Source organism: Duganella sp. HH101 (genome assembly GCF_001758795.1).
Classification (GTDB): domain Bacteria; phylum Pseudomonadota; class Gammaproteobacteria; order Burkholderiales; family Burkholderiaceae_D; genus Rugamonas; species Rugamonas rivuli.
On record NZ_LRON01000041.1, the window covers coordinates 1 to 23,662 of the forward strand.

A 23,662-nucleotide genomic window follows, 5' to 3' on the forward strand; every position below is an offset into this window, starting at 1 on the left:
GGCCGAGGCGGCGACAGCCGGTGCGGCAGCGACGGCGGCGCCCGGCTTGGCGCCGGCCGGCGCGGCGGGCAGCGGCACCGAGCCGCTGCTGCTCAGCTGGATCTTGTAATCCTGGGGCGCATAGCACAGGCCTTTGTCCGAGCAGCCCTGCCCGACCGCCATCAGCGTGTACGGGCCCTCGCCCTCCACCGGCAGCGTCATGGTGACGCTCTTGCGATAGGTCTCGACATTCTTGCCGAAGGTTTCATCGAAGTGCACCGTGCCGGCCGGGATGGACAGCGCGCCCAGCTTGGCGCCCACGGCGCTGAACTTGAAGCGTTCGCGGTACATGTAGTAGCCGTCGGCGATCTGGAAGCTGACCGACAGCGTGTGGCCGTCGACCATGCGGGCCGAGAACTTGAAGGCCTGGTCGGGCTCGAGGAAGCCATCGTCGGCAAGCGCGGGACGAGCCGTCAACATGGCGATCAACGACAGCAGCGGCAGTAAAAGGCGGGCAATACGAAGCATGTGTTTTCTTTCGACGAAACGAGCACCAGCATAGTACACCGGGCCTGCTTTTTGCGCCTGAGCCGGGCCTTAAGCCTGCTAAACTCGGCTTTTCCACTTTCGATGGAGCACCCGATGGCCGCGATCCGCCCCCTGCTGTTTTCCGCCCTGGCGCTGGCCGCAGGCAGCGCCTGCGCCCAGGCGCCCGCCAAGGCCCTGGCAACCATCTCCGCACAGGACTTGCTGGACCACATCAAGACGCTGGCCTCGGACGAGTACGAAGGCCGCGCGCCGGGCTCGGCGGGCGAAGCCAGGACCGTCGCCTACCTGGAGCAGCAGTTCCGCAAGCTGGGCCTGAAGCCGGGCAATCCCAACGGCAGCTGGGTGCAGCCGGTGCCGATGCGCGGCCTGACGCCCACGCCCAGCTTCCGCTATACGATAGGCGGCCAGCCCATGGCGCTGAACTTCCCCGAAGACTATGTGGCCCACTCGACCAGCCAGCGCACCAGCATCGGCGTGAACAATTCCGAGATCGTGTTCGTCGGCTACGGCGTGCAGGCGCCCGAGTACGGCTGGGACGACTACAAGGGTGTCGACGTGCGCGGCAAGACCATCCTGATGCTGATTAACGATCCGGCCATTCCCGATCCTAAGGATCCGTCGCAGCTGGACCCGTCCATGTTCAAGGGCAAGGCCATGACCTACTACGGCCGCTGGACCTACAAGTACGAGATCGCCGCCAAACTGGGCGCGGCGGCCGCCCTGATCATCCACGAAACCAAGCCGGCGGCCTATCCATGGGACGTGGTGCGCAGCGGCGGCAACGGCGAACAGTTCAGCCTGCTGCACGCTGGCGACGATCCCGACGCGCCGCCGGTGCCGGGCTGGATACAGCTGGACAAGGCCAAACAGATGATGGCCGCCGCCGGCTACGATTTCGACACGCTCAAGCAGCAGGCGCTGAGCAAGGACTTCCGCCCCGTCAGCCTGAAGGGCACGGCCGACTTCACGGTGGAGAACACGGCGCGCACCATCGATTCGAACAATGTGGTGGCGCTGATCGAGGGCAGCGATCCCAAGCTCAAGCACGAGTACGTGGTCTACAGCGCGCACTGGGACCACCTGGGCATGGACCCGCGCCTGCCGGGAGCGCGCACCCAGCAGATCTATCACGGCGCGCTGGACAACGCTTCCGGCACCGCCGCGCTGCTGGCGCTGGCCAAGGCCTACAAGGCGCTGCCGAAGGCGCCCAAGCGCTCCATCCTGTTCCTGGCGACCACGGCCGAGGAGCGCGGCCTGCTGGGGGCGAAATACTATGCGGCCCATCCGCTGTATCCGCTCAAGCAGACGGTGGCCAACATCAATATCGACGGCATCAACGCCTGGGGCCGCACGGCGCAGATCGAGAACGTGACCTCGGGCCATTCCGGCATCGATGCGCTGCTGGCCAGGCACGCGGTCGCGCAGGGCCGCAGCATGCAGCAGGACTCGCGGCCCGAGCTGGGCAGCTTCTACCGCGCCGACCAGCTGGAGTTCGCGCGGGTCGGCGTGCCGGTGTTGTACACCAAGGCGCGCAGCCGCTTCCTGGACCAGCCGGACAGCTACGCGCACGACGTGGTGGACCGCTATGTCGCGCACGACTACCACCAGGTGACGGACAATGTCCGCGGCGACTGGGACTTCCGCGGCGGCGTGCAGGATATCCAGCTGCTGTTCCAGGTGGGGCTGGAGATCGCCCAGGGGGCGACGCCGACCTGGAACGCCGGCTCGGAGTTCAAGGCGATCGGCGATCAACGCTTGAAGTAGGCATAAAAAAAGCCAGGCAGAGCCTGGCTTTTTTCAATCACACGGTGACAACGGCGAAGATTACTCTTCAGCGGTTGGCGCTGCGTCGATGTCGGTGACTTCTGGACGGTCCATCAGCTCAACGTAAGCCATAGGAGCGTTGTCGCCAACACGGAAACCCATTTTCAGGATGCGCAGGTAGCCGCCGTTGCGGTTTGCGTAGCGTGGGCCCAGTTCTGCGAACAGCTTCAGAACCATTTCACGATCGCGCAGACGGGAGAATGCCAGACGCTTGTTAGCCAGGGTGTCGGTCTTGCCCAGGGTCAGGATAGGCTCAACTACGCGGCGCAGCTCTTTAGCTTTTGGCAGCGTGGTTTTGATGGCTTCATGACGCAGCAGGGAAACGGTCATGTTGCGCAGCATTGCCAGACGGTGGGACGAGGTACGATTCAGTTTACGGAGGCCGTGACGGTGACGCATGGTACTTCCTTTCAGGTGTTTAAATCCGAGTTCTTCGATCGCTCACGTTTGAAGGTGAGCGCGGACCGGTTCTAGGGATAACGCCCGGCACAACATGTGCCGGGCGGGTACGACAAATTACTTTTCCAGGCCTGCAGGCGGCCAGTTTTCCAGCTTCATGCCCAGGGTCAGACCGCGGGATGCCAGAACTTCCTTGATTTCGTTCAGGGACTTGCGGCCCAGGTTCGGCGTCTTCAGCAGTTCGTTTTCCGAACGCTGGATCAGGTCGCCGATGTAGTAGATGTTTTCGGCTTTCAGGCAGTTGGCCGAACGCACGGTCAGTTCCAGATCGTCCACTGGACGCAGCAGGATAGGATCGACCAGCGGAGCGCGCGAAGGCGCTTCGGCGGCGGCTTCGGTGCCTTCCAGGGCGGCGAACACGTTCAGTTGATCGACCAGCACGCGGGCCGATTGACGGATCGCTTCTTCCGGCGAGATGACGCCGTTGGTTTCGATGTTGATGATCAGCTTGTCCAGGTCGGTACGCTGTTCCACGCGAGCGGACTCGACGAAGTAGGAAACGCGGCGCACTGGCGAGAACGATGCATCCAGAATGATGCGGCCGATGGTCTTGTTGGTGTCTTCGGACAGGCGGCGTACGTTACCTGGCACATAGCCACGGCCTTTTTCGACTTTGATCTGCATGTCCAGCTTGCCGCCGGCGGTCAGGTGAGCGATCACGTGGTCCGGATTGATCAGTTCCACGTCGTGTGGCAGATCGATGTCCGAAGCCAGGATGGCGCCTTCGCCTTCCTTTTTCAGGGTCAGGGTGACGGAGTCACGGTTGTGGACTTTGAAGACCACGCCCTTCAGGTTCAGCAGCAGGTCAACGACGTCTTCCTGCACGCCGTCGAGCGACGAGTATTCGTGTACAACGCCGGCGATCGTCACTTCGGTCGGCGCGTAGCCCACCATCGACGACAGCAGTACGCGGCGCAGCGCATTACCCAATGTATGGCCATAGCCGCGTTCGAACGGCTCCATCACTACTTTAGCGTGGCCGGCGCCCAGCGCCTCTACATCGATAATACGTGGCTTCAACAGACTGTTTTGCATGTGGTGTCCTCTTCAATACCCTCGGCGCGTTAGGCCGATAAGGCTGATGGCATCAGTGAAAACGCCCACTCGAGCGAGTGGGCGGGTTTTTTACGACTAGACTACGGATTAACGCGAGTACAGTTCGACGATCAGCGATTCGTTGACGTCGTTGGCGATCTCGTTGCGCTCTGGCAGGGACTTGAAGGTGCCTTCCATCTTCTTGGCATCGACCGACACCCAAGCTGGCATGCCAACTTGTTCAGCCAGCGACAGCGCTTCAACGATACGCACTTGCTTTTTCGATTTTTCACGAACAGCGATGACGTCGCCGACTTTGACCACGTACGAAGCGATGTTGACCACTTGGCCGTTCACGGTGAACGCCTTGTGCGATACCAGCTGACGCGCTTCAGCGCGGGTCGAGCCGAAGCCCATGCGGTATGCAACGTTGTCCAGGCGGGTTTCCAGCAGCTTCAGCAGGGTTTCGCCGGTGTTGCCTTTGCGACGGTCGGCTTCAGCGAAGTAGCGACGGAACTGACGTTCCAGAACGCCGTACATACGCTTGACTTTTTGCTTTTCGCGCAGCTGGTTGCCGTAGTCCGAGGTGCGGGCACCCGATTTCACGCCGTGCTGGCCTGGTTTGACGTCCAGTTTGCACTTGCTGTCCAGCGAGCGACGTGCGCTCTTCAGGAACAGGTCAGTACCTTCACGACGGGAGAGTTTTGCTTTAGGTCCGATATAACGTGCCACGATGCTTCCTTTTTTTAAATAATAACGCCCCAGCCATCGCAACGATGGTTAGGCGCTAGTCTGATCCTCAGGGTGGGCCAGACGGTGGCTAAAAATGCGAATAACCCGCCGAACCGTGTTCGACAGGCGACAACAGCCGGGCAGTATAACCGTTTCCGGTCTCCTGCTCCAGCGATTTCTGCAAGTCGGAAGGAGGCGAAGCGAGCTTCGCCGCCGACCGGACTCTTAGATACGACGACGTTTTGGAGGACGGCAGCCGTTGTGCGGTACTGGGGTAACGTCCTGGATCTCGGTGATCTTGATGCCCAGGTTGTTCAGTGCGCGCACTGCGGATTCACGACCAGGACCAGGGCCCTTGATACGCACTTCCAGGTTCTTCACGCCGCATTCGACTGCGACTTTACCAGCTGCTTCGGCCGCAACCTGCGCTGCGAACGGGGTCGATTTACGCGAACCCTTGAAGCCAGCACCACCGGAGGTCGCCCACGACAGAGCGTTGCCCTGACGGTCGGTGATGGTAATGATGGTGTTGTTGAAGGAAGCGTGAACGTGTGCGATACCTTCGGCAACGTTCTTCTTGACCTTCTTGCGTACGCGCGCTGCTGCTGCGCTGCTTTGTTGCTTAGCCATGTGATTTCCCTAGATTATTTCTTGAGCGATTGAGCGGCTTTGCGCGGGCCCTTGCGGGTACGTGCATTGGTGCGGGTGCGCTGACCGCGGACCGGCAGGCCCTTACGGTGACGCATGCCGCGGTAGCAACCCAGATCCATCAAACGCTTGATGTTCATGGACAGTTCGCGGCGCAGATCGCCTTCGACGATGAATTTAGCTACTTCATCGCGCAGCTTTTCCAGTTCGCTGTCGTCCAGATCCTTGACCTTTTTATTGGTCGCGATACCCGTTGCGGCGCAGATGAACTTTGCGCGTGGACGGCCTACACCGTAGATGGCCGTCAGGCCGATAACGGTGTGCTGATGATTGGGGATATTAACCCCTGCAATACGTGCCATTCGTTATTCCTCGATAAATAACGGTTATTAACCTTGACGCTGCTTGTGACGTGGTTCGACGCAGATTACGCGAACAACGCCCTTGCGCTTGATGATCTTGCAGTTGCGGCAGATCCGCTTGACTGAGGCGTTAACTTTCATTTTGCTCTCTCTTCTTGGTTCGATTTATAGTTACTTGGTCCGGAACACGATGCGTGCACGGCTCAGGTCGTAAGGTGTCAGCTCTACCGTCACCTTGTCGCCAGGAAGAATGCGGATATAGTTCATCCGCATTTTACCCGAAATATGCCCGAGCACCACGTGTCCGTTTTCCAGCTTCACTCGAAATGTTGCATTCGGGAGATTCTCAAGAATCTCGCCCTGCATCTGTATGACGTCGTCTTTTGCCATTCGGTATGTTTACCGCGCTTATCGCGTCGGAATTCCGCCCTTGAAATTTGCTTTGCGCAGCAGCGATTCATATTGCTGCGACATCACGTAGTTTTGCACTTGCGCCATGAAATCCATGGTAACAACCACAATAATCAACAGAGAAGTGCCGCCGAAATAGAACGGTACTTTCCACTCGGCTTGCATGAATTCCGGCAACAAACACACCAAAGTGATGTAGATGGCGCCAGCCAGTGTCAAACGTGTCAGGATCTTGTCGATGTAGCGGGCAGTCTGCTCACCGGGACGTATCCCTGGCACAAAGGCCCCGCTCTTCTTCAAGTTGTCCGCTGTTTCTTTGCTGTTGAAGACCAGCGCTGTATAGAAGAAACAGAAAAACACGATCGCAATGGCGTACAACAGTGCGTGGATGGGCTCGCCTGGCCCCATCGATGCTGCCAAATCTTTCAGGAACCGGACCGCCGGGTTGGCCGTATCGGCGCCCTTCGTAAACCAGTCCACGATCGTTGCTGGGAACAAGATAATCGACGAAGCGAAGATCGGTGGGATCACGCCGGCCATATTCAACTTCAATGGCAGGTGCGACGTTTGTCCACCGTAAATCTTGTTACCCACCTGGCGTTTCGCATAGTTCACCAGAATCTTGCGTTGGCCACGTTCCACGAATACCACCAGGAACGTCACCGCCACAACCAGGATCATGATGATGATCGCGGAGAAGGCGCCGATCGAACCGTTGCTCACCGACGAGGCCAAGCCCGCCAGCGCGCCCGGCAAACCGGCAGCGATACCCGCGAAGATGATGATCGAGATGCCGTTACCGAGACCACGCTCGGTAATCTGCTCGCCCAACCACATCACGAACATGGTTCCGGTCAACAGCGTAACGACCGTCACGAAACGGAATGCATAGCCTGGATCCAGCACCAGACCTGCTTGCGACTCCAGTGCGACTGCGATGGCCAACGCTTGGAACGTAGCCAGCACCACCGTGAAATACCGGGTGTACTGGGTGATCTTGCGACGGCCAGCTTCGCCTTCTTTTTTGAGCGCTTCCATCTGCGGGGACACGATCGACACCAGTTGCATGATGATCGAGGCCGAGATGTAAGGCGTGATACCCAGCGCAAAGACTGTGAAGCGCGCCAGAGCGCCACCGCTGAACATGTTCAACATGCCCAGGATGCCGCCCTCTTGCGACTTGAACAGCGAGGCCAATTGTACCGGATCGATCCCGGGAACCGGGATGTGAGCGCCGATACGATAAACCACCAATGCGCCAAGCAAGAACCAGAGCCGGCCCCAAGGGAAACCAGCTGCTGCACTTTTAGCCAATTGTGGATTAGTCGCCAATTTTCGCTCCGATCAAGCTGTTAGCGGTCAACTCAGGCTACCGAGCCGCCGGCTGCTTCGATGGCGGCTTTCGCGCCAGCGGTCACTTTCAGGCCTTTGAGGTTCACCGCTTTGGTGATCTCGCCGGACAGAATGACGCGTACGTCGCGTGCCAGCACGCTCAGGACGCCAGCTTGTTTCAGCACCAGGATGTCGACATCGCCGACCGCCAGGTTGTTCAGGTCGGACAGGCGCACTTCAGCTTTGAAGGTGGCGTTGAGCGACTTGAAACCGCGCTTAGGCAGACGGCGTTGCAGAGGCATCTGACCGCCTTCGAAACCGACTTTGTGGAAGCCGCCCGAACGCGATTTTTGACCTTTGTGACCACGGCCCGAGGTTTTACCCAGACCGGAGCCGATACCGCGGCCGACGCGACGCTTGTAGTGCTTAGCGCCATCGGCTGGTTGTATGGTATTCAGTTCCATGATTTCTCCGTGTGTAAGCCCGAGGGCTTACGCAACTACTTTAACGAGGTACGAGACTTTGTTGATCATGCCGCGCACTGCAGGGGTGTCTTCCAGCTCACGCACGGAATTCACGCGACGCAGGCCCAGACCACGCACGGTAGCGCGATGGTCTTGCTTGGTGCCGATCAAGCCCTTGACCAGTTGTACTTTCAGGGTATTTGCCATGTCGTTCACCTTAGCCCAGGATCTCTTCTACCGACTTGCCGCGTTTCGCAGCAATCTCAGCAGGAGTACTCATTTTTGCCAGACCGTCCAGCGTGGCGCGTACCAGGTTGTAAGGGTTCGAGGAACCGGTGGATTTCGCCACCACGTCCGTCACGCCCATTACTTCGAAGATAGCGCGCATTGCGCCGCCAGCGATAACGCCGGTACCTGGTTTCGCAGGCGACATCATCACTTTCGATGCGCCGTGACGGCCGGTAACGGTGTGCTGCAGGGTGCCGTTCTTCAGGGAGACCTTGATCAGGTTGCGACGGGCTTCTTCCATTGCCTTCTGCACACCAACCGGTACTTCCTTCGACTTGCCCTTGCCCATGCCGATGCGGCCATCGCCGTCACCAACTACGGTCAGCGCGGCGAAACCCATGATACGACCACCCTTGACCACTTTGGTCACGCGGTTGATCGCGATCATTTTTTCGCGCATGCCGTCATCCGGCTTGTCGCTTGCCATTTTTGCTTGCATTTTTGCCATGATCGTTCCTTAGAACTTCAGACCGGCTTCGCGCGCGGCTTCTGCCAGCGCCTTCACACGGCCGTGGTAACGGAAACCGGAGCGGTCGAACGCGACTTCGGTAATCCCTGCTTTCAGTGCTTTCTCTGCGACGCGCTTGCCGACCAGGGCAGCGGCGGCAGCATTGCCACCCTTGCCCGATTTGCCAGCCAGTTCGTTGCGCACTTCGACTTCTGCCGTGGAGGCCGATACCAGTACTTTGGCATCCGGCGAGATCAGGTTCGCGTAGATATGCAGATTGGTGCGGTGTACCGACAGGCGGTTCACTTTCTGTTGCGCGATCTTGATCCGGGTTTGGCGTCCGCGGCGCAGACGTGATTCTTTCTTGTCCATCGTCAGCCCCTAGTTACTTCTTCTTGGTTTCTTTAATCTTAACCACTTCGTCCGAATAACGGACGCCCTTGCCCTTGTAAGGCTCAGGGGAGCGGTAAGCGCGAACTTCAGCAGCCACTTGGCCCACTTGCTGACGGTCGATCCCTTTGATGATGATCTCCGTCGGCGTTGCGGTAGCGCAGGTGACGCCGGCTGGCATCGAGTGCACGACAGGGTGCGAGAAGCCCAGCGACAGATTCAGCTTGTCGCCTTGCGCTTGCGCCTTGTAACCCACACCGACCAGGTTCAGCTTTTTCTCGAAACCCTTGGTCACGCCAGTGACCATGTTGTTGACCAGTGCGCGCAGCGTACCGGACATGGCATTGGCTTCGCGGCTGTCATTAGCGGCGACGAAGCTCAGGGTTCCTGCATTGTTTTCCACCGTGACCTGGCCGTTCAGGGCCTGGGTCAGGACGCCCAGAGGGCCCTTGACGGTGATCGCTGCTGCGGAGATGGCGACTTCAGCGCCAGCTGGCACAGCGATTGGCATTTTAGCTACACGAGACATGTCTAACTCCTTATGCGACGTAGCAAATAACTTCGCCGCCGACACCGGTAGCGCGTGCTTTGCGGTCAGTCATGACGCCTTGCGGAGTCGACACGATCGCCACACCCAAGCCATTCATCACAGTAGGGATCTCGTCTTTGCCCTTGTAGACGCGCAGGCCCGGACGGGACACGCGCTCAAGGCGCTCAATGACGGGACGGCCAACATAATACTTCAAACCGATTTTCAGTTCCGCTTTGCCACCAGCTTCGGCTACGGCGAAATCTTCAATGTAACCCTCGTCCTTGAGGACGTTGGCAATCGCAATTTTAACTTTCGACGATGGCATGGCCACGGTCGTCTTTTGCACGCCTTGGGCGTTACGAATGCGGGTCAGCATATCGGCGATAGGATCGCTCATACTCATTGCATATTCTCCTATTACCAGCTTGCTTTAGTCATACCCGGGATCTCACCACGCATGGCGAATTCACGGAGCTTGATACGGCCCAGACCGAATTTACGGAAGGTGCCGCGTGGACGACCGGTGACGGCGCAGCGGTTACGCTGGCGGGTCGGAGCCGAGTTACGTGGCAGCGCTTGCAGTTTCAGGCGCGCTTCGTAACGTTCTTCTTCCGACTTCGACTGGTCATCAATGATGGCCTTCAGCGAAGCGCGCTTGGCGGCAAACTTGTTTGCCAGGTCGACGCGTTTCTGCTCACGGTTAATCAGTGCGAGTTTTGCCATGATCTTCTTAGTTCCTGAACGGGAATTTAAAGGCGGCGAGCAGAGCTTTCGCTTCGTCGTCGGTCTTGGCGGTGGTGGTGATCGAAATATTCATACCACGCAGCGCATCGATCTTGTCGTACTCGATTTCCGGGAAGATGATCTGCTCTTTGACGCCGATGTTGTAGTTGCCACGACCATCGAACGAACGGCCATTCACACCGCGGAAATCGCGCACGCGCGGCAGAGCCACGGTGATGAAGCGATCCAGGAACTCGTACATACGAGCGCCGCGCAGGGTGACCATGGTACCGATCGGGTAGCCTTCACGGATTTTGAAACCCGCGATAGCTTTGCGCGACTTGGTGGTCACTGGCTTCTGGCCAGCGATCTTGGTCAGGTCGCCCACAGCGTGTTCGAGGACTTTCTTGTCCGCGATGGCCTCACCGACACCCATGTTCAGGGTGATCTTGGTCAGACGTGGAACTTCCATCACCGACTTGTAACCGAATTTCGCGGTCAGGTCGGCGACGACTTTTTCTTTATAGAATTCTTGGAGACGTGCCATGATTTCTTAAGCCTTCACTACTTCGCCGGACGATTTGAAGACGCGGACTTTTTTGCCATCCACTTCTTTGAAACCGACACGGTCTGCCTTGCCAGTCGCTGCATTGAACAATGCAACGTTGGACACGTGAATCGGCATAGTCTTATCGACGATACCACCTTGTACGCCAGTCATTGGGTTAGGCTTGGTCGCTTTTTTAGCGACGTTGACGCCTTCAACCACGACATGCTCAGCATCGATACGCTGCTGAACGACGCCACGCTTGCCCTTGTCTTTCCCGGTCAGAACGATGACTTCGTCGTTTTTACGAATCTTATCCATTACGACTCCTTACAGGACTTCCGGTGCCAGGGACACGATCTTCATGAACTTTTCAGTGCGCAGCTCGCGCGTCACTGGTCCAAAAATACGGGTACCGATCGGTTCCAGCTTGGCGTTCAACAGTACGGCGGCATTGCCGTCGAACTTCACCAGGGAACCGTCTTGGCGGCGAACACCTTTAGCGGTGCGCACTACCACGGCGTTATAAATTTCACCTTTTTTGACACGACCACGTGGCGCAGCAACCTTAACGGTTACTTTGATCACGTCGCCAATGCCTGCATAACGGCGCTTGGAGCCGCCCAATACCTTGATGCACATTACTTCTTTGGCACCGGTATTGTCAGCCACTTCGAGCCGGCTTTCAGTTTGAATCATAGTATTCTCTTTCCCAACTTAAGCCGAAGAATCCACACAATGCGGACCCGCGGTCAGTCTTGGTCCCGCCAGAGCGCCCTGCTGGGCCCACTGTTTGGGTGCTTGACCTTCGTACTGCTACTGACCGCACGGTTCTGCGTCTGTGGCCAGACACTTTGCGGCGTTACATGAACGAAGCCCGCAAGTATTACATACAACTCGCGGGCTTGCAAGAACTAATTGAAAATCGCCCCCGGCCCGAAGACCGGAGGCGACAAATCAATTAAACGATTTGCGCGGCTTGCACCACGCGCGTCACGGTCCATGCCTTCGTTTTGGAGATCGGACGACCTTCCACGATTTCCACCGTGTCACCGGCTTTCACCTGGTTGGTCTCGTCGTGCGCGTGATACTTGTTCGAGCGGACGATGATCTTGCCGTACAAAGGATGCTTGACGTGACGTTCGATCAGAACGGTAACGGTTTTGTCCATCTTGTCGGACACCACTTTACCGATCAGGGTGCGCTTGAGCGACTTTACTGGTTCGGTCATTTGGCTTCCTTCGTGTTCATTACCGTTTTTACACGTGCGATATCGCGACGTACCTTCTTGAGCTGCGAAGTATTGCTCAGCTGCTGCGTAGCGGTTTGCATACGCAGGCCGAATTGCGCCTTCAACAGGTCATTCAGCTCTTTTTGCAGAGCTACCTGGTCTTTGCCGCGGAGTTCAGATGCTTTCATATTTCACTCCTGTTATTGACCAACTTGACGGACCACGAAGGTGGTCGCCAGTGGCAGTTTGGCAGCGGCCAGGCGGAATGCTTCGCGCGCCAGTTCTTCTGCGACGCCATCCATTTCGTACAGGACTTTGCCTGGACGGATTTCAGCGACGTAGTACTCCGGATTACCTTTACCGTTACCCATACGGACTTCGGCAGGCTTGTTCGAGATCGGTTTGTCCGGGAACACGCGAATCCAGATACGACCGCCACGTTTGATGTGACGGGTCATGGCGCGACGTGCTGCCTCGATCTGGCGTGCCGTGATACGACCACGGGCAACGGCTTTCAGACCGAACTCGCCGAACGACACCGAAGTGCCGGCGGTGTGCGAAATGCCGGTGTTACGGCCTTTCTGCTCTTTACGATACTTTCTGCGTGCTGGTTGCAGCATGATTATTCTCCTGCTTTCTCGGCCGGCTTGGCGGCAGTGCGTACACGAGCGCCTGGAGCGGCTGGCTTGGCGCCGGCGCCGGCTGGGCGCGGACGGCCAGCTGGTTTGCCGTCGTCACGACGTGGGCCACGTGGCTTCTTCTCGTCCGGTGGGGTATCGATCACTGGTGCGTCGCCGTTCGGAGCGCGGTCGCCTTTGTAAACCCATACTTTCACACCGATGATGCCGTAGGTGGTCGAAGCTTCGCTGGTGCCGTAGTCGATATCGGCGCGCAGGGTGTGCAGTGGCACACGGCCTTCGCGATACCACTCTTTACGAGCGATTTCGATACCGTTCAGACGACCCGACGACATGATCTTGATGCCCAGGGCACCCAGACGCATGGCGTTTTGCATCGCGCGCTTCATGGCGCGACGGAACATGATGCGTTTTTCCAGCTGTTGAGCGATGGAATCGGCGATCAGTTGCGAGTCGATTTCCGGCTTGCGGATTTCTTCGATGTTCACGTGGACAGGAACGCCCATGATCTTGGTCAGCGCCGACTTCAGTACTTCGATGTCTTCGCCTTTTTTACCAATGACCACGCCCGGACGCGAGCTGTAGATCGTGAAACGTGCGTTCTTGGCTGGACGCTCGATGACGATGCGACCGACCGAAGCGTTCTTCAGCTTGGTCTTCAGGTAAGCGCGTGCCTTCAGATCTTCGTTCAGCATCGAAGCGAAGTTGCTGTTGCCCGCGTACCAACGCGATGCCCAGTTACGGGTAACCGACAGGCGGAAGCCGGTTGGGTGAATTTTTTGACCCATTTTTAGCTCCTTAGTTGCCGACGGTCACGTAAATGTGACACGATTGTTTCGAGATACGATCGCCCCGGCCTTTAGCGCGTGCAGTGAAGCGCTTCAGGATCGGGCCCTTTTCGACGTAGATCGTTTTCACGAACAGTTCGTCGATGTCCGCGCCGTCATTGTGCTCGGCGTTGGCGATAGCCGACTCCAGCACTTTCTTGATGATGGTCGCGCCCTTTTTTGGGCTGAATTGCAGAATGTTGAGTGCAGCGTCAACTTTCTTGCCGCGGATCTGGTCAGCCACGAGGCGACCTTTTTGATCCGACAAGCGCACACCCTTGAGGATTGCTTTGGTTTCCATTATTTCTTCGCCTTCTTGTCAGCGGCATGGCCCTTGAACGTGCGGGTCAGCGCGAATTCACCGAGCTTGTGACCAACCATGTTCTCGGAGACGTACACCGGCACGTGCAGCTTGCCATTGTGTACAGCGATCGTCAGGCCGATGAAGTCAGGCATGATGGTCGAACGACGGGACCAGGTTTTGATTGGCTTTTTGTCTTTGGCAGCTTGCGCGGCTTCGACTTTTTTCACCAGGTGGGCGTCACAGAACGGCCCTTTTTTCAATGAACGAGTCATGTGCTACCCCTTATTTCTTGCCGCGGCGCGAGACGATCATGGAAGAAGTACGCTTGTTGCTGCGGGTCTTCTTACCCTTAGTCTGTTGGCCCCAAGGCGACACTGGATGACGACCAGCTGCAGTTTTACCTTCACCACCACCGTGCGGGTGATCGACCGGGTTCATGACCACACCGCGAACGGTAGGACGAACACCGCGCCAGCGCATCGCACCGGCTTTACCGATTTTACGCAGGCTGTGTTCGGCATTGCCGACTTCGCCCACGGTTGCACGGCACTCGATGTGCACGCGACGTACTTCACCCGAGCGCAGACGCACTTGAGCATAGGTACCTTCGCGGGCCATCAGGACCACGCCGGCGCCGGCGGTACGGGCCATTTGGGCACCCTTACCTGGCAGCATTTCGACGCAGTGCATGACGGTACCGACTGGGATGTTGCGGATCGGCAGGCAGTTGCCCGACTTGATCGGCGCTTCCGAACCGTTCATCACGGTGTCGCCGACGCTCATGCCTTTGGTGGCGATGATGTACTGGCGCTCGCCGTCGGCGTAGCACAGCAGGGCGATATTCGCGGTGCGGTTTGGATCGTATTCGATACGTTCCACTTTCGCTGGAATGCCATCCTTCTGACGCTTGAAGTCGATCAGGCGATAGTGCTGCTTGTGACCACCGCCGATGTGGCGGGTGGTGATGTGGCCGTTGTTGTTACGACCAGCAGTTTTCGATTTTTTCTCAACCAGGGCTGCGAACGGACGACCTTTGTACAGGTCCGGGTTCACAACTTTCACCATGCCGCGACGGCCTGGGGAGGTTGGCTTCATCTTAACGAGTGCCATTATTTAGCCTCCTCGGAGAAATTGATTTCCTGGCCAGGTTTCAGGCACACGAAAGCACGCTTGGTATGGTTGCGGCGGCCGGTGTGGGCACCGGAACGCTTCTGCTTACCTTCGCGGTTGACGGTCTGCACCGATTCCACTTCCACTTTGAACAGCAGTTCAACAGCGGCTTTGATTTCTGGCTTGGTCGCGTCGGTGGTAACACGGAACACGATCTGTTCGTTCTTTTCCGCGACCATGGTGGCCTTCTCGGAAATGACCGGAGCCAGCAGCACCTTCATCAGGCGCTCTTCGCTAAATTTCAATGCGCTCATGCCAGCATCTCCTCAATCTTGGCCAGTGCAGCTTTCGTGACCAGGATCTTCTTGTAGAACACCAGGGACATTGGATCTGCGTGACGTGGTTCAACCACCAGGACGTTAGGCAGGTTGCGCGATGCCAGTTCCAGGTTTTCGTTGGCGACGTCGGTGATGATCAGAACCGATTCAAAACCCATGCCGGTCAGCTTTTGCGACAGCAGCTTGGTTTTTGGCGCTTCGATAGCGAAATCTTCGACAACCACCAGGCGCTCTTCACGAGCCAGCTGGGACAGGATCGAGCAGATACCTGCGCGATACATCTTCTTGTTCACTTTGTGGGTGAAGTTCTCGTCAGGCGAGTTCGGGAAGATGCGACCACCGCCGCGCCACAGTGGCGACGACGACATACCAGCACGAGCACGGCCGGTACCTTTTTGGCGCCATGGCTTCTTGGTCGTGTGGTGGACTTCTTCACGGTCTTTTTGTTTACGGTTGCCGCTGCGAGCATTGGCTTGGTAAGCAACGACGACTTGGTGGATCAGGGCTTCGTTGTAGTCACGACCGAAAACTGCATCGGCGGCGGCAACGTTAGAGGCGGCTTGACCTTGAGCGTTCAAGAGCTTGAGTTCCATCGTTTAAGCTCCCTTCTTTGCTTTAACTTTGACAGCAGGCGATACAACGACCTGGCCATTTTTCGCACCTGGGATCGCGCCTTTGACCAGCAGCAGCTGACGGTCGGCATCGATACGGGCGATTTCGAGGTTCTGCACAGTGCGGGTGACGTCACCGAGGTGACCGGTCATGCGCTTACCTGGGAACACGCGGCCTGGATCTTGCGCCATACCGATGGAACCTGGAACATTGTGCGAACGGGAGTTACCGTGGGTAGCACGGCCCGAAGCAAAGTGGTGACGCTTGATGGTACCGGCGTAGCCTTTACCGATCGTGACACCTTGAACGTCGATCTTCTGACCGACTTCGAACAGCGAAGCAGCAACAACGTCGCCAGCTTTCAGTTCGGCAGCTTTGGTAGCGTCAACGCGGAACTCTTTCAGCAGAGTACCGGCTTCAACACCAGCTTTAGCGTGATGACCAGCAACAGCCTTCGTTACGCGGGAAGCGCGACGTTGACCGAATGCGACCTGAACTGCGGAGTAACCATCAGTTTCAGGAGTTTTGATTTGCGCAACACGGTTGTTCGATACGTCCAACACGGTGACTGGGATCGAATCCCCGTCATCGGTGAAGATGCGCATCATACCAACCTTGCGACCGAGAAGGCCAAGGCTCATTTTTTCTCCAATTCCCACCTACGATTGGGCGGGGATATGTTGAACTACAAAATTAGTACGGACCATAAAAAAGGCGAATCCATACCGAAGCCGGCTAGTGTAGCGCGAAAAGACCCTTGACGCAACAACTTAATACGAGGTATGTCGGGTTTGTGCGCCGCCGAATTCAGCGCCGCGGCGGGCGTGGACGACGGGCGGGACATCGCATTGTTCAATTGAATACATTTTCTTTTTTGTAATTCAAATATGATAACATTGCTGCGCGCTCGCCTGGCGGGCGCCTCCCTCCGCCTTCCCTAGAAAGGACGCCATGTCTCCCCTCTTACGATTGACCAAGCCATTGCTGGCCAGCGCATTATTGCTGTGCTGCTTCAGCGCCTCCGCCAACAGCGCCAACGCCTCGGGCACGGCGGCGTTCAGCCACTTGCAGCTGGGCGTGCTCGACCTCACGCCTGGCGACAGCCAGGCCGCCCGCTACACCCTGACCTCGACCGATACCTGGCTGGCTGGCGCCACTGTCAGCGCCGGCGCCGACGGCGTCCTGGACGCCATCAAGGTCAAGGGCGGCCAGGCGTCCAGCGAGCCGCCGGGCTATAACATCAGCGACGGCAGCATCTTCTACCACGTGAACCTGAGCGCGCATTCGGCGCTGACGCTGAGCGGGCATGTACTGACGTCCGACAGCCGCTTCGGCGATCCCGACCCCGACCGCATCTACGGTACGGTCAGCGCCAACGTCTACATCAGCCCGGCCGGCGGCCCGCCATACCCGCATTATTTGTTCAACCAGTACAGCTCTGCGTGGGGCGGCAACACCGTGGCCAGCACGGAACGCGACTTTATGGTGGCGTACGCCAATACCAGCGACGGCGCCCAGGATCTGGTCGTGCAAGTGCGCGGCTACACCAACTATCAACACGCGCTGCAGGTACCCGAGCCGCATACCTATGCCCTGCTGCTGGCCGGCCTGATGGCGGTGCCGCTGGTGCGCCGCCGCCAAGCCCGGCGCCAGGCCCAGGACCGGAACGCCGCTTAACTCCCGATGACCTCAAAGGACACCATGAAAATCCTACGATTGGCCGTAACCGGCGCGCTGCTGGCAATGACCGCGCTGCACGCCGCCGCAACACCCAGCGCCGCCGCCGGCGCCAGCCTCACCAATATTGCCGTCGGCGTGATCGACCTCACGCCCTCCGACGGCGCCGCCGCCTGGTACCAGAGCCGCTTCATCTCGGCCAACGCTCGTGGCGGCATCTACAGCGACACCTTCAACAAGAGCAGCTGGAAATCCATCAATCAACCGGGAGAAGTCGCGGCGGCGATGAGTTACGGCGCCAACAACGCCTCCGCCCAAGTGGGCCTGCTGGGCGAGGCCGTCGCCCAGTCCAAGCTCTATAGCGACCTGGGCCAGCGCGCCGAAGCCTATGCCTCCGCAGGCCAGTGGTATATCTTCACCGTCGGCGCCCACTCGATGCTGACCGTCAGCGGCCAGGCGTCGACGTGGGCCGGCAAGTCCGCCGACGCCGGCGAGCTGTTCAACGCATTCGGCAAGGCCTCGGTCGAGCTCACTGACGACCACTTGTGGAGCGGATACCGGCTGGACTCCAGCTTCAAGGGCGCCGCTCCGTCAGACAGCCGCAGCGAGTCTTTCTGGCTCGCTTACGCCAACGTCAGCGATACCGCAATGACGGTCAATCTGAGATTTGACATCAGTGGCAACTCCACCGTCATCGACACGACGCCGCCACTGCCGGTCCCCGAGCCGGAAGGCTATGCGATGCTGGCCACCGGCCTGCTGCTGCTCGGCGCCGTAGCCCGTCGCCGGAAATCCGCCCAGTCCTGACCCTTGCGGCGTCCGACAGGCCGGCGTTCACTGCTCAGGCACGTGGATGCTGGCCTTGATGTGCTTGAGGTGGGCGACGATGGTGAAGGTCATCACCACCAGCAGCGACCACGAACTCCATTTGCTGACGTGCACCACCGACCACGCGCCCAGCTGGTTGGGATAGCGCCATACGCCCCAGAAGGTGCTGATGTTCTCGGCCAGCCAGATGAAGAAGCCGATCAGCACGAAGGCCAGCAGCATCGGCATGCGGCGCTCGCGGTCCAGCGGCCGGAACACCACCGTGGTGCGGGCATACAGGCCCAGCGCGCAGGCCGCCAGGTACCAGCGGTAGTCGCCGATATAGTGGTGGGTAAAGAAGTTCACATAGATCAGCACGGCGATCAGCACCGCCATCCAGTACGGCGGATGATGGCGGATGCGCAGGTCGAACAGGCGCCAGGCCTGGATGATGTAACTGCCGATCGACGCATACATGAAGCCCGAGAACAGCGGCACGCCCCACAGCTTGGTGTAGGCGAAGTCCGGATAGCTCCACGACTGGATCGCGCCGGACACCTTGAACACCTCCAGCGCAAAGCCGACCAGGTGGAACAGGCTGACCGCCTTCAATTCATCCCGGCTCTCCAGCCCCGACCACACCATCCACGCCTGGATCGCCAGCGCCAGGACCAGCAGCGCGTCGTAGCGCGGCAGGCCCAGCACGCCGGCGCGCGGCACCAGCAGCACGGCGCCGAAGAACAGGCCGACGAACAGGCAGGCGCGCGCCTCCTTCACGCCGAAATACAGGAATTCCATCACGAAGCGCGGCCAGCCGCGCAAGCCCGCGCGGGCGGAATCATCGAGCAGGTGGTGGTCCAGCGCAGCGAGCATGGTGTGTCCGGTTGAGTTTTTAGCAAGCGACTCTAGCGCCATGGCGCGCATCTGTCCAGCGGCAGCGGACGAAAGCGGACGAAAAAAAACCAGGCACCGAAGTGCCTGGTTTTTTCAGCCTACATTCTAAGCGATTAGAACGAGTAGGAAGCGCTAGCTGCGAAAGTGCGGAACTGCGGCGTGGTGAACGTATCACGATAGTTCACTTGCGCATCCTTGTTCAACAGGTTGTTGATGTACAAGGCCAGTTTCACGTTCTTGATGCCGGTGTACGCCAGGTTGTAATCCAGCGTGGTGTTGCTGCGAACACGCGAGCATGCTGCCATGTTGGCGGCGCTGACGCCGTTATCTGCGCAGTAGTTCTCGTTGTCGTCGCTGTTCAGGCTGTAGCCGCCGGTGTAGTTGACGGTGACGCCGTGGTCCAGAGGGCCAACTTTCAGCGAAGCACGCAGCTTGGTACGCAGACGCGCGCCGGCGTCGTAGTTACCGGCCGAGTTCATGCCGTAGGCGTTGTCAGCCACTTGGAAGACCTGGTATTTCAGCGCGTAGTTACCTTCCAGTTTCAGACGCAGATCGCCGACGTTCGGGATCTTCACTTTGCCAGACATGTCGAAGTCGAAGCCCGAAGCCTTGGTCTTGCCACTGTTGACGTATGGGTTGTAGACCAGACCCAGCTTGCCGATGTTCTGGAAGTTGACGGTGTTGCCTGGTGCGTACTTCTTAACCAGGGTCAGGAACTCGGTGTCGGCGGCGGTGTTATCCACGCGCAGCAGCTGGCCGGCTGGCAGCGAAGCTTCGCCTTTCAGAACGTCGCCAACGGTACGGGTACCGATTTCGTCTTTGCGCTCGATGTTGTAGTAATCGAGTGCCAGGGTCCAGTTCTTGACCGGCTCGAACACCATGCCCAGCGTGTACGAACGCGAGGTTTCTGGTTTCAGGTCAGGATTCGACTTGACGAAGCTCGGCAGCGAGGCCTTGCAATCGTTGGTCAGGAAGGTGTTGGACAGCGCCTTGTCGGTGGCGGTCGCGGTTGGCGATTTCTGCACCAGGTCGTTCAGCGTGGTGGCGATCGGGCAGCGACGCAGGTCGTTGACGTTGGTCGCGACCGAGCTACGGCCCAGACCGTTACCGGATTCAACGATGTTCGGTGCACGGAAACCACCCGAAGCCGTACCGCGCAGCAGCAGCGATTCGGTCGCGTTGAATTTCAGGCCGACCTTAGGCGAAACGTGGGCTTCGCTGCCGCTGGTTTTGTCGGCGCGCAGGGCGGCGCTCAGTTCCAGCTTCTTGACGACTGGAATGGTCGCCTCGGAGAAGACAGCGTAGTGGCTGACGGTATCCTTGACTTGCAGGCCGAAGATGCCGACCAGGTCGCCGCGCAGGACGTTGTCCGAGCTTGCCATTTCATACGATTCGCGACGCAGGTCGGTACCGACCGCAACGCTCAGAGGACCAGCTGGCAGCTGGGCAACAGCACCGGACACGGTGGCGTCGAAGAACGAAATCTTCGATTTGCCTTTGGTGGTACGGACCGGGAACATCGCTTCCAGCAGGGCTGGATCGTTTTTCTGGTCGAACTTGTAGGTGTTGTTGACAATCGCGTCGGTGTAGCCCTTGGCGCTGGTCGCGCGGGTGGCTTTGGTGGCCGACGAGGTCATGTAGCCAGCCGCCGATTTCCAATCGTAATCGCCGATGGTGCCGGTCAGTGCCAGCATCGCGCGGGTCTGGTCGGACTCGGTGCGGTTGAAGTTGAAGCCGTCGCCGGTGTCCATCAGACGCGCACGCAGTTCAACAGCCTGCGGATTGATATTGCCGTTGTTGCCAACTGGCAGTTTAGGATAGAAGAACGGACCGACCATCTTGCCGTCGACCGCGTTGTACCAGACGTTGGACGTGGTGGTGGAGAACGTGGCCAGTGGTGCGACGAGGTAATCGTTGGTCGCGCCGGCGGTGGTGATTTCAAAGTTGGCGTCGATGTTGGCGCCGATCTTGAAGTGGGTGTTGCTCATCGCCGCATAGCGCTTGTTGTTGGTCGTCAGGCCGGTGTACGGCAGCGGGTCGAATTTGCACAGCTTGTCGGCCGGGTCGATCTGGTCGGCAGGGCAGCCAGGGCGAGCAACGATCTTGGCGCTGTTGAAGAAGTAGTTACCGGTCGGCGAATAGGTGCTCTTGGCATCCCAGGTCGAATGGCCAGGGGTCTGGCGGTACCAGTCCGGGTACTTGCCGCGCATTTCACCCATGGTGTAGCCGTCGCGCTTGTAGCCTTCGAAGGTCACGTAGGTGTTGAAGCCTTGCTTGTCGATATCGCCGTAGCCGTAGATCGCCGAGGCGCTGCGGTTGCGGTTGTCCTGGAAGCCGTCGGCGGTCTCGTAGTTGACCGTGACCTTGCCGCCTTCGTAGTCCTTGCGCAGGATGATGTTGATCACGCCGGCGATAGCGTCGGAACCGTAGATCGCCGATGCGCCGTCTTTCAGGATCTCGATGCGCTCAACCGCGTCGGTCGCGATCGCGTCCAGGTTGGTGAAGTTTTCCTGGGCGCCGTCAGCCAGGCCGTAAGGCGCGATGCGGCGGCCGTTAACCAGGATCAGGGTGGAAACTTTGCCCAGGTTGCGCATTTCGATGCCGGACGCGCCGGTGGCGAAGCTACCCGAGCTGCTCGATGCCGAGCTCAGGTTGGTCGCGGTGGCGCTCGACGAACGCAGCAGGCCCAGGATGGTGTGCTGGCCGGTGCGCTCGATGTCGTCACGGGTCAGGACCTGGACCGAAGCCGAAGCTTCGACATCGGTACGCTTGATGCTGGAACCGGTGATTTCAACGCGTTGGAGCTTCGGTTCGGCTTCAGCGGCTTGCTGAGCGATGGCGTGCTGTGAGAAAGCGACGGTCAATGCGATAGCGATCGCACTTTTTTTAAAAAGTGGTTTATTCAAGAACTGCTCCCAGATGTGGTTATTTAATCTGCGCGTTCGCTATCGCCCATCGGGGGTAAGATGAACCTAGCTTTTCACGTCTGCCGTAAATTTCGCACATTGGTGGTGCGTTGAAAAGTCAAAATGCGATATTTATTACCGTTTGGTTAGTTTATTGGCGAAGGTGTTGTTTTTTGGAACGGTTGTTGCCCGGGCATACGTGCACGACTGGCAATGTTGCTTCCGGATCCGTAAACGACAATGGGGCCGGGCGCGTCCGCATTTGCGGACAGGCCCGGCCCCATCATCAGCTGGCGGGCGGGAGTAATCCCCTGCCCGCCGGCTTAAAACCGATTACTGCAGCTTGATTTCGACGTCAACGCCAGCTGGCAGGTCCAGCTTCATCAGCGCGTCAACGGTCTTGTCGGTTGGGTCGACGATGTCCATCAGGCGCTGGTGGGTACGGATCTCGAACTGGTCGCGCGAGGTCTTGTTGACGTGTGGCGAACGCAGAACGTCGAAACGCTGGATGCGGGTTGGCAGTGGGACTGGGCCCTTGACAACGGCGCCGGTGCGCTTAGCGGTGTCAACGATTTCCAGTGCGGACTGGTCGATCAGCTTGTAGTCGAAAGCTTTCAGGCGGATACGGATTTTCTGGTTTGGTGCGGACATGATATTTCCTCAAAAGAGCGAACTGACAACTATGTAGCGTCAGCAATTTTAAAAAGAACGAGTTACTACTGGAACGGCCGACATGGTATCACACCATGCCGGCCGTGTTTCATCTCAGCGCTTAAAAATTAAGCGATGATTTTAGCAACAACGCCTGCACCAACGGTACGGCCGCCTTCGCGGATAGCGAAGCGCAGACCTTCTTCCATCGCGATCGGGTTGATCAGCTTGACGGTGATCGACACGTTATCGCCTGGCATAACCATTTCTTTGTCCGCTGGCAGTTCGATCGAACCGGTCACGTCAGTCGTACGGAAGTAGAACTGTGGACGATAGTTGTTGAAGAACGGAGTGTGACGGCCGCCTTCGTCTTTCGACAGAACATAGATCTCGCCGGTGAAGTGGTTGTGCGGCTTGATCGAGCCTGGCTTCGCCAGAACCTGACCACGCTGTACGTCTTCACGCTTGGTGCCGCGCAGCAGCAGACCAACGTTGTCGCCGGCTTGACCCTGGTCCAGCAGCTTGCGGAACATTTCCACGCCGGTGCAAGTGGTCTTGACGGTGTCGGTGATACCAACGATTTCGATCTCTTCGCCGACCTTGATGATGCCGCGCTCGATACGACCGGTAACAACGGTACCGCGACCCGAGATCGAGAACACGTCTTCAACTGGCATCAGGAAGGCGCCGTCCACTGCGCGCTCTGGCGTAGGGATGTAGGTGTCCAGTGCTTCAGCCAGGGCCATGATGGCTTGCTCGCCCATTGGGCCGGTGTCGCCGTCCAGCGCCATACGTGCCGAACCTTTGACGATAGGCAGGTCGTCGCCTGGGAAGTCGTACTTCGACAACAACTCGCGCACTTCCATTTCAACCAGTTCCAGCAGTTCTGCGTCGTCGACCAGGTCGCACTTGTTCAGGAACACGATGATGTATGGAACGCCAAC

At 58.5% G+C, this 23,662-nt stretch carries 36 protein-coding genes; 3 read left to right on the forward strand and 33 right to left on the reverse strand.

The genetic code is table 11. The annotated features are described in order from the left end of the window. Window positions 1-507, reverse strand: a 507-nt coding sequence (locus tag DUGA2_RS31270; RefSeq protein WP_210402612.1) for a protein-disulfide reductase DsbD N-terminal domain-containing protein, incomplete at its 3' end; no start/stop codon positions are given. Between the two features lie 114 nt (window positions 508-621). On the opposite strand from DUGA2_RS31270, the gene DUGA2_RS31275 reads away from it, so the two are divergent. Further along, on the forward strand, window positions 622-2,292 hold the full coding sequence (locus DUGA2_RS31275) for a M28 family peptidase (protein ID WP_070273209.1): 1,671 nt from the start codon (window positions 622-624) through the stop codon (window positions 2,290-2,292). A 60-nt stretch (window positions 2,293-2,352) separates the two neighbouring features. On the opposite strand, the gene rplQ is transcribed toward DUGA2_RS31275, so the two are convergent. The 28 genes from rplQ to rplC form a co-directional block, all read right to left on the reverse strand. Further along, entirely contained in the window at window positions 2,353-2,751 is a 399-nt protein-coding gene (gene rplQ, locus DUGA2_RS31280; protein WP_008444345.1) for a 50S ribosomal protein L17, read from the reverse strand. Between the two features lie 117 nt (window positions 2,752-2,868). Then, window positions 2,869-3,846, reverse strand: coding sequence for a DNA-directed RNA polymerase subunit alpha (locus DUGA2_RS31285; protein ID WP_008444343.1), 978 nt, complete (start codon window positions 3,844-3,846; stop codon window positions 2,869-2,871). Between the two features lie 108 nt (window positions 3,847-3,954). Beyond that, window positions 3,955-4,578, reverse strand: coding sequence for a 30S ribosomal protein S4 (gene rpsD, locus DUGA2_RS31290; RefSeq protein WP_008444341.1), 624 nt, complete (start codon window positions 4,576-4,578; stop codon window positions 3,955-3,957). Window positions 4,579-4,803: 225 nt separating this feature from the next. Continuing rightward, on the reverse strand, window positions 4,804-5,208 hold the full coding sequence (rpsK, locus tag DUGA2_RS31295) for a 30S ribosomal protein S11 (RefSeq protein ID WP_008444339.1): 405 nt from the start codon (window positions 5,206-5,208) through the stop codon (window positions 4,804-4,806). Between the two features lie 14 nt (window positions 5,209-5,222). Next, window positions 5,223-5,588, reverse strand: coding sequence for a 30S ribosomal protein S13 (gene rpsM / locus DUGA2_RS31300; RefSeq protein WP_008444337.1), 366 nt, complete (start codon window positions 5,586-5,588; stop codon window positions 5,223-5,225). A gap of 27 nt (window positions 5,589-5,615) precedes the next feature. Then, on the reverse strand, window positions 5,616-5,729 hold the full coding sequence (gene rpmJ, locus DUGA2_RS33025) for a 50S ribosomal protein L36 (protein WP_005663407.1): 114 nt from the start codon (window positions 5,727-5,729) through the stop codon (window positions 5,616-5,618). Window positions 5,730-5,759: 30 nt separating this feature from the next. Next, window positions 5,760-5,978: a translation initiation factor IF-1 gene (gene infA, locus DUGA2_RS31305; RefSeq protein WP_005663428.1), complete on the reverse strand. Its 219-nt coding sequence runs from the start codon at window positions 5,976-5,978 to the stop codon at window positions 5,760-5,762. A gap of 18 nt (window positions 5,979-5,996) precedes the next feature. Then, a complete protein-coding gene (gene secY / locus DUGA2_RS31310; RefSeq protein ID WP_008444335.1) occupies window positions 5,997-7,331 on the reverse strand; it encodes a preprotein translocase subunit SecY in 1,335 nt (444 codons plus the stop codon). 32 nt (window positions 7,332-7,363) lie between these two features. Then, the gene (gene rplO / locus DUGA2_RS31315) at window positions 7,364-7,795 is read right to left on the reverse strand and encodes a 50S ribosomal protein L15 (protein WP_008444334.1); all 432 of its coding nucleotides are present in this window, start codon (window positions 7,793-7,795) and stop codon (window positions 7,364-7,366) included. A gap of 27 nt (window positions 7,796-7,822) precedes the next feature. Further along, window positions 7,823-8,002, reverse strand: coding sequence for a 50S ribosomal protein L30 (rpmD, locus tag DUGA2_RS31320; RefSeq protein ID WP_008444333.1), 180 nt, complete (start codon window positions 8,000-8,002; stop codon window positions 7,823-7,825). A gap of 10 nt (window positions 8,003-8,012) precedes the next feature. Beyond that, window positions 8,013-8,531, reverse strand: a complete 519-nt coding sequence (gene rpsE, locus DUGA2_RS31325) for a 30S ribosomal protein S5 (protein WP_008444331.1) — start codon at window positions 8,529-8,531, stop codon at window positions 8,013-8,015. Window positions 8,532-8,540: 9 nt separating this feature from the next. Next, window positions 8,541-8,903, reverse strand: a complete 363-nt coding sequence (rplR, locus tag DUGA2_RS31330) for a 50S ribosomal protein L18 (RefSeq protein ID WP_008444329.1) — start codon at window positions 8,901-8,903, stop codon at window positions 8,541-8,543. A 13-nt stretch (window positions 8,904-8,916) separates the two neighbouring features. Continuing rightward, a complete protein-coding gene (rplF, locus tag DUGA2_RS31335) occupies window positions 8,917-9,450 on the reverse strand; it encodes a 50S ribosomal protein L6 (RefSeq protein WP_008444327.1) in 534 nt (177 codons plus the stop codon). Between the two features lie 10 nt (window positions 9,451-9,460). Then, a complete protein-coding gene (rpsH, locus tag DUGA2_RS31340; RefSeq protein WP_008444325.1) occupies window positions 9,461-9,856 on the reverse strand; it encodes a 30S ribosomal protein S8 in 396 nt (131 codons plus the stop codon). 14 nt (window positions 9,857-9,870) lie between these two features. After that, entirely contained in the window at window positions 9,871-10,176 is a 306-nt protein-coding gene (gene rpsN, locus DUGA2_RS31345) for a 30S ribosomal protein S14 (RefSeq protein WP_008444324.1), read from the reverse strand. Window positions 10,177-10,183: 7 nt separating this feature from the next. Next, window positions 10,184-10,723, reverse strand: a complete 540-nt coding sequence (gene rplE / locus DUGA2_RS31350; protein WP_008444321.1) for a 50S ribosomal protein L5 — start codon at window positions 10,721-10,723, stop codon at window positions 10,184-10,186. 6 nt (window positions 10,724-10,729) lie between these two features. Further along, on the reverse strand, window positions 10,730-11,044 hold the full coding sequence (rplX, locus tag DUGA2_RS31355) for a 50S ribosomal protein L24 (RefSeq protein WP_008444319.1): 315 nt from the start codon (window positions 11,042-11,044) through the stop codon (window positions 10,730-10,732). A gap of 9 nt (window positions 11,045-11,053) precedes the next feature. Beyond that, on the reverse strand, window positions 11,054-11,422 hold the full coding sequence (rplN, locus tag DUGA2_RS31360) for a 50S ribosomal protein L14 (protein ID WP_008444317.1): 369 nt from the start codon (window positions 11,420-11,422) through the stop codon (window positions 11,054-11,056). Window positions 11,423-11,684: 262 nt separating this feature from the next. Continuing rightward, window positions 11,685-11,954, reverse strand: coding sequence for a 30S ribosomal protein S17 (rpsQ, locus tag DUGA2_RS31365; protein WP_008444314.1), 270 nt, complete (start codon window positions 11,952-11,954; stop codon window positions 11,685-11,687). Further along, entirely contained in the window at window positions 11,951-12,142 is a 192-nt protein-coding gene (rpmC, locus tag DUGA2_RS31370) for a 50S ribosomal protein L29 (protein WP_008444304.1), read from the reverse strand. The genes rpsQ and rpmC overlap by 4 nt, the downstream gene beginning before the upstream one ends. Before the next feature lie 12 nt (window positions 12,143-12,154). Next, entirely contained in the window at window positions 12,155-12,574 is a 420-nt protein-coding gene (gene rplP / locus DUGA2_RS31375) for a 50S ribosomal protein L16 (protein ID WP_008444302.1), read from the reverse strand. Between the two features lie 2 nt (window positions 12,575-12,576). Further along, on the reverse strand, window positions 12,577-13,380 hold the full coding sequence (gene rpsC / locus DUGA2_RS31380) for a 30S ribosomal protein S3 (RefSeq protein ID WP_008444300.1): 804 nt from the start codon (window positions 13,378-13,380) through the stop codon (window positions 12,577-12,579). Between the two features lie 10 nt (window positions 13,381-13,390). Beyond that, on the reverse strand, window positions 13,391-13,723 hold the full coding sequence (gene rplV, locus DUGA2_RS31385; protein WP_176362469.1) for a 50S ribosomal protein L22: 333 nt from the start codon (window positions 13,721-13,723) through the stop codon (window positions 13,391-13,393). Further along, complete coding sequence (gene rpsS / locus DUGA2_RS31390) at window positions 13,720-13,995, reverse strand: 30S ribosomal protein S19 (RefSeq protein ID WP_008444295.1); 276 nt, start codon at window positions 13,993-13,995, stop codon at window positions 13,720-13,722. The genes rplV and rpsS overlap by 4 nt, the downstream gene beginning before the upstream one ends. Window positions 13,996-14,005: 10 nt before the next feature. Further along, a complete protein-coding gene (rplB, locus tag DUGA2_RS31395) occupies window positions 14,006-14,833 on the reverse strand; it encodes a 50S ribosomal protein L2 (protein WP_008444293.1) in 828 nt (275 codons plus the stop codon). Then, complete coding sequence (gene rplW / locus DUGA2_RS31400) at window positions 14,833-15,147, reverse strand: 50S ribosomal protein L23 (RefSeq protein WP_008444291.1); 315 nt, start codon at window positions 15,145-15,147, stop codon at window positions 14,833-14,835. Before rplW ends, rplB begins: the two co-directional genes overlap by 1 nt. Next, a complete protein-coding gene (gene rplD / locus DUGA2_RS31405) occupies window positions 15,144-15,764 on the reverse strand; it encodes a 50S ribosomal protein L4 (RefSeq protein ID WP_008444290.1) in 621 nt (206 codons plus the stop codon). The genes rplW and rplD overlap by 4 nt, the downstream gene beginning before the upstream one ends. A gap of 3 nt (window positions 15,765-15,767) precedes the next feature. Continuing rightward, window positions 15,768-16,424 (reverse strand): 50S ribosomal protein L3, encoded by a 657-nt coding sequence (gene rplC, locus DUGA2_RS31410; RefSeq protein WP_008444287.1) that lies wholly within the window; start codon window positions 16,422-16,424, stop codon window positions 15,768-15,770. Window positions 16,425-16,734: 310 nt separating this feature from the next. Here rplC and DUGA2_RS31415 point away from each other — a divergent pair, with 310 nt between their 5' ends. Both DUGA2_RS31415 and DUGA2_RS31420 read left to right on the forward strand, forming a co-directional pair. Continuing rightward, entirely contained in the window at window positions 16,735-17,460 is a 726-nt protein-coding gene (locus DUGA2_RS31415) for a PEP-CTERM sorting domain-containing protein (RefSeq protein ID WP_141753439.1), read from the forward strand. 24 nt (window positions 17,461-17,484) lie between these two features. Then, window positions 17,485-18,267: a PEP-CTERM sorting domain-containing protein gene (locus DUGA2_RS31420; protein WP_229214823.1), complete on the forward strand. Its 783-nt coding sequence runs from the start codon at window positions 17,485-17,487 to the stop codon at window positions 18,265-18,267. A 27-nt stretch (window positions 18,268-18,294) separates the two neighbouring features. On the opposite strand, the gene DUGA2_RS31425 is transcribed toward DUGA2_RS31420, so the two are convergent. The 4 genes from DUGA2_RS31425 to DUGA2_RS31440 all read right to left on the reverse strand — a co-directional run. Then, window positions 18,295-19,140, reverse strand: a complete 846-nt coding sequence (locus DUGA2_RS31425; protein WP_070273212.1) for a DUF817 domain-containing protein — start codon at window positions 19,138-19,140, stop codon at window positions 18,295-18,297. 134 nt (window positions 19,141-19,274) lie between these two features. Further along, window positions 19,275-22,067 carry a TonB-dependent siderophore receptor gene (locus tag DUGA2_RS31430; RefSeq protein ID WP_070273213.1) on the reverse strand — a complete coding sequence of 931 codons (2,793 nt, stop codon included), beginning with the start codon at window positions 22,065-22,067 and terminating at the stop codon, window positions 19,275-19,277. Between the two features lie 333 nt (window positions 22,068-22,400). Beyond that, window positions 22,401-22,718: a 30S ribosomal protein S10 gene (gene rpsJ / locus DUGA2_RS31435; protein WP_005663509.1), complete on the reverse strand. Its 318-nt coding sequence runs from the start codon at window positions 22,716-22,718 to the stop codon at window positions 22,401-22,403. Window positions 22,719-22,846: 128 nt separating this feature from the next. Then, the coding region (locus DUGA2_RS31440) for an elongation factor Tu (RefSeq protein WP_070273214.1) at window positions 22,847-23,662 on the reverse strand (816 nt) is incomplete at its 5' end.